Raw genomic sequence first — 13,529 nt, forward strand, 5'->3', positions numbered from 1 at the left:
CAGGGAAGGCTAGGAGGCGCGGGTCGGCACGGTGACCGAGCCCTGCGCGAGGTAGACGGGGGCGATCAGCTCGACCCCGCGGTCGAGCCGGCCGTCGATGCGCTCGAAGGCGGCCTCGACCGCGCGGCGGCACATCTCGTCGATCGGCAGCGGGATCATGTCGAGCGCCGGCTCGAGCTCGTCGGCCGCGTAGCTCGCGGCGGCGGCGAGCACGGAGAGGTCGCGGGGGATCTCGAGGCCCAGCTGCCGGATGCGCTGCAGCACGGCCTCGGCCGTCGGCTCGCTGCAGTGCAGCACGAGCGCGGTCATGCCGGGGAGGCGGGCCCGCAGCTCGTCGAAGGCCCGCCCGCCGGAGGCGCGGCTGAGGTCGGTCGGGATGGTGACGGTCTCGAGGCCGCGCACCTGGGCCCGCGCCGCGAACGCGTCGTCGAAGCGCCGGATGAAGCCCGTGTCGCGCTCCTGGTAGGAGGCGGGGTGGCCGACCACGCCGACGACGCGGTGGCCGGCGTCGGCGAGGCGGTCGACGCTCATCGCGGCGGCGGTCTCGAAGTCGAGGTCGATGCAGGCGAGGTCGTCGGCCCCCTGCGGGATGCCGATGAAGCCGGCCGGCAGCGCGAGCTCCCGGACGAGGTCGACGCGCTCGTCGACCGTGGCGACGCCGATCGCGACGACGCCGTCGACCAGCGAGCTCGACGCGACGCGCCGGATGCCCGAGACCTCGTCGTCGGTGGCGAGCAGCAGCACGTCGTAGTCGCGACGACGAGCAGCCTCGACGACGGCGGTGACGAAGCGCATCTGCGTGGGCTGGTGGTTGTCGGGCCGCACCGGGGCGCTCAGCGCCAGGATGTTCGTGCGGGCTCCGGCCAGCATCCGGGCCCCGGCGTGGGGGCGGTAGCCGAGCCGGTCGACCGCCTCCGTCACGCGCTGACGCGTCGTCGACGCGATCGAGCGCTTGCCGGAGAGGGCGTACGAGACCGTGGAGATGGACACGCCGGCGGCCTCTGCCACGTCGTGGATCGTCGCCATCGGGACCTCGCTGTCTGGTGGGTGGAGAGACGCGAGACCGACGCTCTCCCGCTCGGTGCGGAAGCGCTTCGACTGCTCGCGGTTCGAGACACTACGACAGCCGCGACGGCCAGCGCAAGTGTTTCGTTGCCGCGGACGACAAATGCCGACCGGGCTTCCGTTCAGGCCGCGGACCGGATATGTTGAGGCACACAACATTCGTCGCGGCCCCGTCGCGACGACCAGGCCTCGTCGCAGACGCACTCTCGGAAAGGGACATCGATGTCCGTCACCCCCACTCGCGAAGACAAGTTCTCGTTCGGCCTCTGGACGGTCGGCTACACGGGCGCGGACCCGTTCGGCGGCCCCACGCGCCCCGACCTCGACGTCGTCGAGGCCGTCGAGAACCTCGACCGCCTCGGCGCCTACGGCCTCACCTTCCACGACGACGACCTCTTCGCCTTCGGCTCGACCGACGCGGAGCGCCAGACGCAGATCGACCGCCTCAAGGGCGCCCTCGACGCGACCGGCATCGTGGTGCCGATGGTCACCACCAACCTCTTCAGCGCCCCCGTCTTCAAGGACGGCGGGTTCACCTCGAACGACCGCGGCGTGCGCCGTTTCGCGCTCCGCAAGGTGCTCCGCAACATCGACCTCGCCGCCGAGCTGGGCGCGAAGACCTTCGTCATGTGGGGCGGCCGCGAGGGCGCCGAGTACGACGCCGCCAAGGACGTCCAGGCGGCGCTCTCGCGCTACAAGGAGGGCGTCGACATGCTCTCGCAGTACGTGCTCGACAAGGGCTACGACCTGCGCTTCGCGATCGAGCCCAAGCCGAACGAGCCCCGCGGCGACATCCTGCTGCCGACGCTCGGCCACGCGATCGCGTTCATCGAGACGCTCGAGCACCCCGAGATGGCGGGCGTGAACCCCGAGGTCGGCCACGAGCAGATGGCGGGCCTGAACTTCACCGCCGGCATCGCCCAGGCGCTCTACCAGGGCAAGCTCTTCCACATCGACCTCAACGGCCAGCGCGGCATCAAGTACGACCAGGACCTCGTCTTCGGCCACGGCGACCTGCAGAACGCGTTCTCGCTCGTCGACCTGCTGGAGCACGGCTCCCCCCAGGGCGGCCCCTCCTACGACGGGCCTCGCCACTTCGACTACAAGCCCTCCCGCACCGAGTCGATCGACGGCGTCTGGGAGTCCGCGGCCGCCAACATGCGCATGTACCTGCTGCTCAAGGAGCGCGCGCAGGCCTTCCGTGCCGACCCCGAGGTGCAGGAGGCGCTGGCCGCCAGCCAGGTCGCCGAGCTCTCGGTGCCGACCCTGGGCGAGGGCGAGGGCTACGAGCAGCTCCTGGCCGACCGTGCCTCCTACGAGGAGTACGACGCCTCCGCCCACTTCGGCGGTCACGGCTACGGCTTCGTCCGTCTGCAGCAGCTCGCCCTCGAGCACCTGATGGGCGCGCGCGACTAGGAGCAGGCGCGAAGCGGCTGCGTCGCGTGCGCTGACGCGCGCCAGCGCGTCAGACGCCACTGAGAGCAGGCGCGAAGCGACTGCGTGGCGCGCGCTGACGCGCTCCAGCGCGTCAGACGGAGCTAGGAGCAGGCGCGCCAGCGACTGCGCTCCGTGCGCTGACGCGCCCCAGCGCGTCAGACGCGACTGAGGGCAGGCGCGCCAGCGACTGCGCCGCGTGCGCTGACGCGCCCTGGCGCGTCAGACGGAGCTAGGAGCAGGCGCGCCAGCGCCAGCCACACCCACGACGCCCGGCCCCGACCCTCGGGGCCGGGCGTCGCCACGCCCGCCGTCCCGCACGGCAGCGCACGGCCTGTCCGGGATGCGTACGATCCCCCTCCGCTGCTGACCGAGCGACCAGGGCGTCCGATGGTGTCCCTCGAACGAGGAGGTCGCATGGTCGAGGGCGCTGCTGCGGAGCTCCGCTGTCGCATCTGCCGGGCACCGGCCCGCCTCGCCGACAACCCCTACTTCGGCACGGGGCTCTCGGTGCACCGGCAGATCCAGGTCTGCACTCGGTGCCAGGCGATCTCGTTCCCGCCGCGGGCCGAGCGGGACGCGGGCGAGGCCGTCACCGCGCCTCCCCGGGGCTGGCGGGCCCGCCTCGGAGCGTGGCTGCACGCCCACTGACCTCTCCCCCGGCCAGTCGGCGGGAGTCTGGACCCGTGGCCGCGTCGATCAGTCGGCGTCGAGCCCCTCGAGCGCCTCGCGGGCCCGCTCCGCCTCACGCCGGGCTCCGGTCGCGTCCTCGACGGCCCGACGGCGCTCCCGGCGCAGGAACCGCTCGCGGTCGTCGAGCTCGGCCCGACGAGCCTCGGCGGCCGAGAACTCGTCGCGCAGCCGACGCAGGTCGTCGGCGACGCGGTCGCGAGCGTCGTCCAGCTCCGCGACCCGCGACTCCACCTCGTCCCTGTCTGCCTCGGCCCGGTCGGCGGCCTGCTCGGCGCGCCGCAGCTCCTCCCGCGCGACGCGCCGTGCGTCCCGCTGCCGGCTCCGTCGGTCGGGGCCGCCCGCGGACTCGGGCCCGCCGGGGGCCCCGGCACCCGCGCGGCGCGGCCGCGGCCGGTCGACGGCCTCGCCGGCCACGGCCCCGTCGAGGTCGGCGGGCTCGAGGCCGTCCGCCGCGAGGGGGCGGACGAGCACACCCGACCGGGCGGCCTCCGCCGCGTCGGCGTCGGCCACGACGGCTCGCAGGGTCTGCTCGAGGGCCACCACGGCCGGGCCGGCCAGGGGCGCGCCCGCCTGCTCGGCGAGCTCACGGCCACGGGCGAGGAGCTGCGCGAGCGTGGCCTTCCGCTCGTCGGCCAGCGTCGCGAGCGCTGCCCGGTCGCCCTCCGCCTGCTCCGCGCGGAACCGGTCGCCCAGGGCCGCCGCGCCGGCGAGGCCCCGCCCGGCGTCGTCGCGGGCGAGCAGGTCCACCGCCCAGGCCGCGGGGGCGGCACGCGGCAGCCGGCGGATCCTGCCCGCCAGGTCGCGGTCGCCGGAGCGGCGCACCTCGGCGGCGAGCGCGTCCCGGGCCGCCACGAACTCGCCGGGCACCAGGGCGTAGAGCTGCTGGGCGGCGTCGGCGAGGGTCATCGATCGACCGTACCCATCCGGCACGGCCGACCGGCACGGCCGACCGGCCGCCGGGGAGCACGGACGCTCCGGGCAGGGGAGCAGGTCGTGCGGGTCAGGGGAGAGCGGCCTCGACGCGGGCGATCAGGACGCCGAGAGCGCCCCGGCGGCGGCGCGGGCAGCGCGTCGCCGTGCGCGGCGCCGGACGGGAGCCGGATCACCGGCGCCGACCTCGCTCGCCAGGCCGGCGAGCTCCGCAGCGACGGCCCCGGCGAGCGCCGACGCCGCGCGGTGCCGCCCCGTCGGGGCGGCCCGACGGTCGTCGACCGCCTCGAGGGCGGCCACCACCCCGGGGGCGAGGGCCTCGGCCCACTTGCGGTGCATGGAGGCCCAGGAGAAGAGCTCCTGGACGTAGAGGCCGTCGAGGCTCCACGAGGGGAAGGGCACGACGGTGACCGCGTCGTCGTCGGCGGCGACCCGACGGCTCGCGGCGTCGAGGCGCGCGATCTGCGCGGTGATGAGGCGGCGGGCGACGGGCGGGATCGGACGGAACTCGGCCATGGGCGGCAGCTCTGCCACCACGACCCCGACCTCGGGGCCGGCCTCCTGGCGCACGCGGTCGACGAGCAGGCGCAGGTCGGCCTCCCACGAGGTCGCGCTGGTCGCCGCGAGCACGTCGGCGATGCCGAGCAGCACGACGACGACGTCGGCGCCCTCCGTCGTGAGGGAGGGCATCGTCGCGGCCGTGTGCATCGTGAGCACGGGCGAGGTGAGCTCGCTCCAGCTGAGGCCGCGGCCGCGCCGGTCGGCGACCCGCGCCGCGGTCTGGCTCGACGTCGTCATGCCGTGGCTCAGCACGCCGAGGCCGGAGACCGCGACGCTGCCGATGAAGGCGAGCCGCTCGGGCCGGGGCCCGGCGATGAGGGGGGCGCGCTCGTCGCGCGGGAAGATCGACGACGCCATCTCGCGGCGGTAGAGCTCCAGGTGCACGCGGAAGAGCGGTCGAGCCGCGCCGACGAGCAGCGCGGCGAGGGGCGCCGGCACGCCTCGGTGGCGGCGGGGGGCGACGAGCGGGGTCGGGGCGTCGTCGGGGGCGGTGCGGTGGTCCATCGTGTCCTGCGTCCGTGCGGTGACCGAGTCTCCTCGGCGGACCCGTCCTGGGGCCCGTCTCGAGTGTCGCCGCCGGAGGGGCGCCGCGGGCGGCCGGTGCGCTTCCTGGACAATGCGGACGCATGGACCTGGGTCGGCCGAAAGGAGGACACGCCTCGAGGGAAAGTCCAGGTCAGAGCCCCACGAAGACCCGAGGAGGCGCGGGCGCGCCCCGCGGGACGCGCCTCGGCGACCATCCACCCACCCCGCCAACTGGGGGCATGTCCCTGCCCTGTCGCCGCGTCCACGATCTGATCTTGCACAGCAGTGTGCAAGATCGTACGATGGACCTCGTGACCACGACCGAGCAGACCCCGCGAGCCCCCCGCCGCGACGCCGCCGCCAACCGCGAGGCCCTGATGGCCGCCGCGGTCCGGCTCCTCAACGTCGACGCCGCCGCCCCCCTCGAGGCGATCGCCGCCGAGGCGGGCCTGTCGCGTCGCAGCGTCTACGGGCACTTCGCGACCCGCGACGACCTCGTGCGCGAGGTCACCCTGCGCGGCGCCGCCCGCATCGGCGTGGCCGCGCTGCCCGACCACGTCGACGACCCGGTCGTCCAGCTCGCCGCCCTCGGCGCGCGGCTGTGGTCGGAGGTCGAGCACGTGCGCGTGCTGGCCCAGCTGACGGTGCGCGGGCCCCTGGCCGCCGAGGTGGGCGGCGCGCTGGCGCCGCTGCGGGCCTTCCTCCGCGAGACCGTGCGTCGCGGCGTCGCCGACGGGCGCATGCGCGACGACATCGCGGTCGACACGCTGGCCCGGCTCGTCGAGGGCGCTGCGCTCACCGTGCTCGACGAAGCGACCGGCCGCGACCTCGACCGCGCCGAGGGCCACCGCCTCGTGATGCTCGCCGTGCTCGCCATGGTCGGGCTCGGCTGGCGCGAGGCCGACGAGCTGGTGAGGGCGACGCCCGGACTGGCCCTCGCACCGCCGCCCGCCGACCCCTCGACCGCCGACCCCCGCCCCACCCCGACCCCGGAGCCCTCCGCATGAGACTCGAACTCGACCAGGTCGCCCTCGGCGACGGCCCCGGCGCTCCGCTCCCCGCCGTCTCGGTGGTGGCCGACCGCCGCGCCCCCGGCTTCGTCGCCGTCGAGACGGAGGGCGCCCCCACGCTCGCCTCCCTCGTCGCCGGCGGGCGGATGGCCCCCGACCGCGGCCGGGTGACGCTCGACGGGAGCGAGGACGCCGACGCGGTCCGCGCCTCCTTCGCCCTCGTCGACACCCCCACGGTGGCCGAGCCCTTCAGCACGCTGACCGTGGCGCAGGTGACCCGGGAGGAGCTGGCGCTGGCCGGCCACCGGGCCGACCGCGCCTCCGTCGCCGAGTTCCTCGACGTCGTCGGGCTGACGGAGCACCGCCGCACCCGACTCGCGTCGCTGCCGACCGAGCTGCGCGTCCGGCTGCTCTGCGAGCTGGCGCTGCTGCGCCCGGGCGTGGAGGGCCTCGTGCTCACCAGCCCCGAGCGGCACGGCGGCGACGTCGCCGCCTGGCTCGGCGTCGTGCACGACCTGGCCCGCCGCGGGGTCGTCGTGCTGACCGTGACCGGCGTCGCCGCCCTGGCGACCGTCCGCGCCCTGCCCGCCCCGGACCTCGGCGAGGACGAGGACGACGACGCCGAGGCCGCGCCCGGCGAGGACGAGGACACCCACTTCGACGCCCGTCCCGACGACGACCCCGCCGCCCGCCCCGACGACGACACCGCTGCCCCGACCCCAGGAAGCTCCCGCTCGTGAAGATCATCGCCCTCGTCCGCTCCGAGCTGCAGCGGCTCACGTCGACCGGGCTCGCCCGCCTCGCCCTCGTCGCCCTGATGACCGTGCCGCTGCTCTACGGCGGCCTCTACCTCTGGGCGAACCAGGACCCGTACGCGAAGCTCGACCAGGTGCCCGCGGCGCTCGTCAACGACGACGCCGGCACGACCGTCGACGGCACGGCGACGAACTACGGCGACGAGGTGACCGACGAGGTCGTCGACGGCGGCGACTTCGACTGGCACACGGTCAGCGCCGCGGAGGCCGCGGCCGGCCTCCGAGACGGCACGTACGACTTCACCTTCACCATCCCGCGCGACTTCAGCGCCGACCTCACCAGCGCCACGACCGACGACCCGACGCGGGCGCAGATCACCCTCGCGACGAACGACACCAACAGCTACCTGGCGACGACGATCGCCGGGCAGGCCGGCAAGACGATCCGGGCCTCGGTGACGGAGAAGGTCGGCAAGGAGGCGGCGGCCCAGCTGCTCGTCGGGCTCGCCGACATCCGGACGTCGCTCGGCGACGCGGCGGACGGTGCCGACCAGCTCGTCGGCGGCGTCGTCTCCGCGGAGCAGGGCACCGACCAGCTGGTGACCGGCGCCTCGGACGCGTCCGCCGGAGCCGACCAGCTCTCGGCCGGGGCCTCGTCGGCCGCGGCGGGCGCCCGGGCGCTCTCCGACGGCACGGACCAGCTGAGCGCCGGCGCCTCGACCCTGTCGAGCGGGCTCGACCAGCTCGAGACCGCGACGTCGACGCTGCCGGGCAGCGCACACCAGCTCGCGACCGGCGCCGACCAGGTCGCCGACGGGAACGAGGCCCTGGCCGCCGGCGTCGCCCAGGCCGCCACGGCGAGCCAGGCCGCGATCGACGCCGCCCCGGCCACGCAGCAGGCGATCGGGCAGCAGCTCGTCGAGTACTTCGTCGGGCAGGGCCAGACCCCCGAGGAGGCGGCGGCGTCAGCGGCCGAGGTGGCGAGCTACTTCGCCCCGCTCTCGCAGTCGCTGAGCGACGCGAACGCCCAGGTGCAGGGGCTGGACGCCCAGGTCGGGCAGCTCGCCACCGGCGCGCGACAGGTCTCGGACGGCGCCGCGGCGCTGGACGCGCAGGCCCCCGCCCTCGCCACGGGCATCTCGGACGCCGCCGCCGGGGCGCGCCAGCTCGACACGGGCGCCGCGTCCGCCGCGACGGGCGCGGACACGCTCGCCACGGGGCTCGGCACGCTCGACACCGGCGCCGCCGGGCTCTCCAGCGGGCTGCACACCCTCAGCGACGGCACGGTGAGCCTCCGAGAGGGCCTCGGCACCCTCGACACGGGCGCCACGCAGCTCCGCGACGGGCTGCAGACCGGCCTCGGCGAGATCCCCGCGAGCACCGAGCAGACCCGCGACGCGCAGTCCGAGGCCATCAGCGACCCGGTGTCCGTCTCCGACCAGGCCGTCACCAGCGCCGGCACCTACGGCGCGGGGCTCGCGCCGTTCTTCATCAGCCTCGCGGCCTGGATCGGCATCTACGCGCTGTTCCTGATCGTCAAGCCCTTCTCGAAGCGCGCCGTCACGGCCGTGCGCGCCCCCGGGCGCGTGGTCGTGGCGGGCTGGGCGGCCCCCGCGCTGCTCGGCGTCGTCCAGATGCTCGCGCTCTTCACGATCGTGCGGTTCGCGCTCGGCTTCGACGTCGTGCACCCCTGGGCGACCATCGGCCTGATGGCCCTCGCCTCGGTCACGTTCGCGGCGATCATCATGACGCTCAACGTGCTGCTCGGCAGCGTGGGGCAGTTCCTCGGCCTCGTGCTCATGGTCGTGCAGCTCGTGACCGCGGGCGGCACCTTCCCCTGGCAGACGCTGCCGGCGCCGCTCGCCGCCCTGCACTTCGTGCTGCCGATGAGCTACGCGACCGACGGCCTGCGCCAGCTGATGTACGGCGGCAGCACGGCCACCGCCTGGGGCGACGCGGGCGTCCTCGCCCTGTGGGGCCTCGGCGCGCTGCTGCTCTCGCTGCTCGCGGCGCGGCGGATGACCCGTCGCCGCACGCTGCGCGACCTGCGGCCGTCGCTGATCGGCTAGCGGCCGGGCCTCAGGCGCGCTCGGCCTCCAGCGCCGGAGCGGCGGCCGGGTCGGCGTCGTCGAGGAAGGTCGTCAGGCGCTCGACCTCGTCGGCCTCGCCGATGGCGGCGGCGCCGCGGCGGAGGGCCCAGAGCGAGCGCAGCACGCCGCGGTTGGGCTCGTGCGACCACGGCACGGGCCCCTGGCCCCGCCAGCCCGCCCGGCGCAGCGAGTCGAGACCGCGGTGATAGCCGACGCGGGCGTAGGCGTAGGCCTCGAGATCGGCGCCGCGCGCGGCGGCCTCGTCGCTGAGCAGCGCCCAGGCCAGCGACGACGTCGGGTGGGCCACGACGACCTCGGCCAGCTCGAGGGTGTCGAGGTCGGCGAGCACGTCGGGCTCGGCGGGCAGCAGCGTCTCGGGCACGCCGAGGAGGTTCTGGGAGGGCATGCCCCCACGGTAGCCCGTGCTCCCGGACGACCCGGCCCGCGACTCCCCCCGGCCCGCCGCGGCGCGGGTCAGAAGCGGTGCTGCCGCACCCAGGCGTGCATCACCACGGCCGCCGCCGCGCTCGCGTTCAGGCTGCGGGTCGAGCCGAACTGCGAGATCGCGAGCAGCGCCTCCGAGGCGGCCACCGCCTCCTCGCTGAGGCCCGGGCCCTCCTGGCCGAAGAGCAGCACGCAGCGCTCGGGCAGGTCGAACGTCTCGACGGGCACCGACCCCTCGACGTTGTCGACGCCGAGCACGGGGAGGCGGTGGTCGCGCGCCCAGGCCACGAACGTCTCGACGTCGGGGTGGTGGACGACGTGCTGGTAGCGGTCGGTCACCATCGCGCCGCGCTTGTTCCAGCGGCGGCGACCGACGATGTGCACGGTGTCGGCCGCGAAGGCGTTCGCGCTGCGCACGATGGAGCCGATGTTCATGTCGTGCTGCCAGTTCTCGACGGCGACGTGGAAGGGGTGCCGGTGCTCGTCGAGGTCGGCGACGATCGCTTCCATGCTCCACCAGCGGTACCGGTCGACGACGTTGCGGGAGTCGCCGTCACGGAGGAGCTCGCGGTCGTAGCGGGGGTCGTCGGGCCAGGCGGCCTCGCCCCCGGGCCACGGGCCGACGCCGTGGGCGAGACGGGGCTCGTCGGGGTCGTCCGGGAGCGGGGAGGGACGCGGGTCGTCGACGGGCACGACCCCAGGGTACGTCGGCCGGTGCCGTGGCCCGCAGACCGATCGGTCATTGCACGTGTGACACGTGGAATGTTACCCTGCTCGAGCCGATCGACGAGCGCCGGCCCGACCCGCAGAGGTGCCCCATCAGCGAGACCGACCTCGACCCCTCTCCCCCTCCGCGTCACGGCTGGCCGGGCAGCGCCGCCGCCGTCCGCGGAGCGCTGGTGGCGGCCGACGCGGCGGCCTGGCTCGTGGCCGTCGCGACCGTGGCGCTGCTCGTCGACCTCGTCGGGCCGGGCACCGCACCGCACGTCGCCGCCTGCGCCGGCGCAGCCGCCGTCGCACAGCTCGCCGTGGGCACGGCCTGGGGCCTCTACCGCCCCCGGTGGGTCGCCGGCAGCGCCGCGGAGGCCCGCGGCCTCGTCGCCTGCGCCGCGGTGGCCGCGGCCGCGGTCTCGCTCCTGCCCCTGGTCTCGCCCTCCCGGCTCGGCCCGTGGATCGACTGGCCGCCGGCCCTGCCCCTCGTCGCGCTCGGCGTCGCCGCCCTCGCGATGGGCTCGGCCCGGGCGCTCCTCCGGGGCCGTCTCGAGGCGCGGCTCCGCCCCCGCGGCGCTCCGACGCCGGCCCTCGTGCTCGGTGCGGGCTCCGTGGGCGAGCACGTCGTCCGGCGGATGCTCACCGACCCGAGCTGCCGCCACCGCCCGGTCGCGCTGCTCGACGACGACCCGGCCACGCACGGCATGCGGATCGCGGGGCTGAAGGTGCTCGGCGGGCGCGAGGTGCTGGCCGAGGCCGCGGCCCGCACGGGCGCCGGCACCCTCGTGCTCGCGATGGCCCGGGCCGACGCCGCCCTGGTCCGCGAGCTGACCGACCACGGCGAGTCGGCGGGCCTCCGCGTGCTGACCGTCCCCACCATCGACGAGATCCTCGAGGGCAGGTCGGGCGTCACCGACCTCCGTGACGTCTCGCTCGAGGACCTCGTCGGGCGACGCCCGGTCGAGACCGACGTCGCGGCCGTCGCCGCGAGCGTCCGGGGCCGTCGCGTGCTCGTCACGGGCGCGGGCGGCTCGATCGGCAGCGAGCTCTGCCGCCAGCTGGCGGCGCTCGGCCCGGCGGAGCTCATCCTCCTCGACCGTGACGAGACCGCCCTGCAGTCGGTCCAGGTGTCCCTCGCCGGCCACGGCCTGCTCGACACCCGCGAGGTCGTCCTCGCGGACATCCGCGACCCCGTGGCGCTCGGAGCCGTCTTCCGGGCCCGTCGCCCCGAGGTGGTGTTCCACGCCGCAGCCCTCAAGCACCTGCCGCTGCTCGAGCAGTACCCCGGCGAGGCCTGGCAGACCAACGTGATGGGCACGCTCCACGTGCTGGAGGCCGCGCAGGCCGTCGACGTCGAGACGTTCGTGACCATCTCGACCGACAAGGCGGCGAACCCCACCAGCGTGCTCGGCCGCTCGAAGCGCGTGGCCGAACGGCTCACGGCGCACGCCGCCGAGGCCACCGGCCGTCGCTACCTCTCGGTGCGGTTCGGCAACGTCCTGGGCAGCCGCGGCAGCATGGTGCCGCTGTTCCGCGACCTGATCGCGGCGGGTCGACCCCTCACGGTCACGCACCCCGAGGCGACGCGCTTCTTCATGACCATCCCCGAGGCGTGCCAGCTCGTGCTGCAGGCCGGGGCCATCGGCGGGCCCGGCGAGGTCCTCGTGCTCGACATGGGAGAACCCGTGCGGGTGCTCGACGTCGCCGAGCGGATGATCGCGCTGTCGGGGCGTGACGTCGAGGTCGTGTTCACCGGCCTGCGCCCGGGCGAGAAGCTCCACGAGGAGCTCACCGGCGTCGGCGAGGTCGACGAGCGGCCGGTCCACCCGCTCATCTCGCACACCGTGGTGCCGCCCCTCGCCGCCGACGACCTCGACGTCCGGTCGATGACGAACGGTCCTCCCCCCGCGGGCGAGCGCCGCGTCGCGACGGCCTGAGCGGGACGGCCTAGTCGCGGCGGCCTAGTCGCGGCGGGCTGAGCGGCCTCGGCCCCGACGCGGACGGGTCGCCGCGGTCGCCGCGTCGCGCTCGACGACGTCGCAGAGCCGGGCGACGAGCAGGGGCTGCGCGTAGCGCTCCTCCGCGAGCCGCCGGGCCGCCCGCCCGGCCTGCCGGAGCCCGGCGGCGTCGTCGACGAAGTCGGCGAGGGCACGGGCCGCACGGGCGGGGTCACGGTCGAGCTGCAGGCCCGCGCCCGTCTCGACCAGCGCCTCCGCCTGCCAGCCGCCGACGTTGACCGCGACGGGCCGCGCCGCGGCGAGCGCGTCGAAGTACTTGTTCGCGCTGTTCGCCCGCAGGGCCGGCACGTCGGCGAACGAGCTGAGCGCGATGGTCGACGCCGCCAGGACGTCGGGCAGGTCGGCCTTGGCCACGGCGTCGAGCACGACGAGCGACCGGTCGAGGACCCCGAGCCGGCGCGCCCGCTCGCGCACCGCCTCCTTCTCGGCCCCCGCCCCGAGCAGCACGACGACCAGGTCGTGGCCCCGCCGGTCGAGCTCCACGGCGACGTCGACCAGGTGGTCGAGCCCGTTGGCCCGCCCGAAGGTGCCGCAGTAGACGGCCAGGCGACGCCCGAGGAGGCGCGGGTGGCGGCCCGTGAAGGCCTCCGGCCGGGCGCGGGCCGGGTCGAACCGCTCGAGGTCGCTCATGTTCGGCACGACCACGGTGCGGTCGCGCGGGTGACCCGCGCGGACGACCGAGTCGGCCATGCCGGGCGAGAGGGCGACCACGGTCGACGACGACGCGTAGGCCGCGCGTTCGAGGAGGCGCGCGGCCGCCCTCAGGAGGGGGTGCCGCAGCGCCCCCATCGCGATGGGCACCTCGGGCCAGCTGTCACGCACCTCGAAGACGAGCGGCGCCCGGCGGAGGAGGGTCGCCGCGATGCCCGGCACGGCGATCGTCAGCGGGGTGCTGGTCGCGACGACCACGTCGCCGCGGAGCGACCGGGCGAGCAGCGAGGAGCGCAGGGCGAAGGCGACGAACGCGACGATGCGGCGTCCGTCGCCCATGGCGGCGGCGTAGTCGACGGGGACGCGGTGGACCGTCACGCCGTCGTGGACCTCGTCGGCGTCAGCGCCGTGCGCGCTCGCGGGGGCCGCGTCGACGGGCGGCGTGGCCGTCACGACGTGGACGTCGTGCCCGCGGCGCGCGAGGGCCGTCGCGACGTGGAACGACCGCACCCCGCCGGCCTGGGCAGGCGTGAGGAAGTACTGGTGGAGGTAGACGACGCGCACGACGGCCTTCCGACGGAGACGGCAGGTCGTGGGCACTCCCCCGCCTGTGATGTTGCACATGTACAATACCGACTGCTC

Annotated in this window: 12 protein-coding genes; 6 read left to right on the plus strand and 6 right to left on the minus strand. The window is 75.7% G+C overall.

Translation table 11 applies throughout. The annotated features are described in order from the left end of the window. Nucleotides 1–9: 9 nt before the first annotated feature. Nucleotides 10–1,224: a LacI family DNA-binding transcriptional regulator gene (locus IFT72_RS13870; protein ID WP_371741301.1), complete on the minus strand. Its 1,215-nt coding sequence runs from the start codon at nt 1,222–1,224 to the stop codon at nt 10–12. A 63-nt stretch (nt 1,225–1,287) separates the two neighbouring features. Between IFT72_RS13870 and xylA the strand changes: the two genes are divergently transcribed. Continuing rightward, nucleotides 1,288–2,481, plus strand: coding sequence for a xylose isomerase (xylA, locus tag IFT72_RS13875; RefSeq protein WP_056056114.1), 1,194 nt, complete (start codon nt 1,288–1,290; stop codon nt 2,479–2,481). Between the two features lie 435 nt (nt 2,482–2,916). Further along, nucleotides 2,917–3,150, plus strand: coding sequence for a hypothetical protein (locus IFT72_RS13880; RefSeq protein ID WP_185231065.1), 234 nt, complete (start codon nt 2,917–2,919; stop codon nt 3,148–3,150). Between the two features lie 48 nt (nt 3,151–3,198). Here the strand turns inward: IFT72_RS13880 and IFT72_RS13885 are convergent, their stop codons facing one another. Then, complete coding sequence (locus IFT72_RS13885) at nt 3,199–4,098, minus strand: hypothetical protein (RefSeq protein ID WP_192046787.1); 900 nt, start codon at nt 4,096–4,098, stop codon at nt 3,199–3,201. A 123-nt stretch (nt 4,099–4,221) separates the two neighbouring features. Next, nucleotides 4,222–5,187, minus strand: coding sequence for a GDSL-type esterase/lipase family protein (locus tag IFT72_RS13890; protein ID WP_192046788.1), 966 nt, complete (start codon nt 5,185–5,187; stop codon nt 4,222–4,224). A gap of 332 nt (nt 5,188–5,519) precedes the next feature. Here IFT72_RS13890 and IFT72_RS13895 point away from each other — a divergent pair, with 332 nt between their 5' ends. Genes IFT72_RS13895 through IFT72_RS13905 form a run of 3 tightly spaced genes read left to right on the plus strand, consistent with a single transcriptional unit; the run spans nt 5,520 to nt 9,042 of the window. Beyond that, complete coding sequence (locus IFT72_RS13895) at nt 5,520–6,215, plus strand: TetR/AcrR family transcriptional regulator (protein ID WP_235491228.1); 696 nt, start codon at nt 5,520–5,522, stop codon at nt 6,213–6,215. After that, entirely contained in the window at nt 6,212–6,958 is a 747-nt protein-coding gene (locus tag IFT72_RS13900; RefSeq protein WP_192046789.1) for a hypothetical protein, read from the plus strand. The genes IFT72_RS13895 and IFT72_RS13900 overlap by 4 nt, the downstream gene beginning before the upstream one ends. After that, on the plus strand, nt 6,955–9,042 hold the full coding sequence (locus tag IFT72_RS13905; RefSeq protein WP_185231057.1) for a YhgE/Pip family protein: 2,088 nt from the start codon (nt 6,955–6,957) through the stop codon (nt 9,040–9,042). The genes IFT72_RS13900 and IFT72_RS13905 overlap by 4 nt, the downstream gene beginning before the upstream one ends. A 10-nt stretch (nt 9,043–9,052) precedes the next feature. Here IFT72_RS13905 and IFT72_RS13910 read toward each other — a convergent pair whose 3' ends face one another. Together IFT72_RS13910 and IFT72_RS13915 are read right to left on the minus strand one after the other, a co-directional pair. Beyond that, nucleotides 9,053–9,469 (minus strand): DUF3151 domain-containing protein, encoded by a 417-nt coding sequence (locus IFT72_RS13910; RefSeq protein ID WP_192046790.1) that lies wholly within the window; start codon nt 9,467–9,469, stop codon nt 9,053–9,055. A 68-nt stretch (nt 9,470–9,537) separates the two neighbouring features. Further along, on the minus strand, nt 9,538–10,200 hold the full coding sequence (locus IFT72_RS13915; protein ID WP_056056098.1) for an RNA methyltransferase: 663 nt from the start codon (nt 10,198–10,200) through the stop codon (nt 9,538–9,540). A gap of 206 nt (nt 10,201–10,406) precedes the next feature. On the opposite strand from IFT72_RS13915, the gene IFT72_RS13920 reads away from it, so the two are divergent. After that, nucleotides 10,407–12,155 carry a nucleoside-diphosphate sugar epimerase/dehydratase gene (locus IFT72_RS13920; RefSeq protein WP_192046791.1) on the plus strand — a complete coding sequence of 583 codons (1,749 nt, stop codon included), beginning with the start codon at nt 10,407–10,409 and terminating at the stop codon, nt 12,153–12,155. A 24-nt stretch (nt 12,156–12,179) separates the two neighbouring features. On the opposite strand, the gene IFT72_RS13925 is transcribed toward IFT72_RS13920, so the two are convergent. After that, nucleotides 12,180–13,511 (minus strand): glycosyltransferase family 4 protein, encoded by a 1,332-nt coding sequence (locus tag IFT72_RS13925; RefSeq protein ID WP_192046792.1) that lies wholly within the window; start codon nt 13,509–13,511, stop codon nt 12,180–12,182. Nucleotides 13,512–13,529 lie beyond the last annotated feature (18 nt).

Source organism: Frigoribacterium sp. CFBP 8754 (assembly GCF_014841815.1).
Taxonomy (GTDB): domain Bacteria; phylum Actinomycetota; class Actinomycetes; order Actinomycetales; family Microbacteriaceae; genus Frigoribacterium; species Frigoribacterium endophyticum.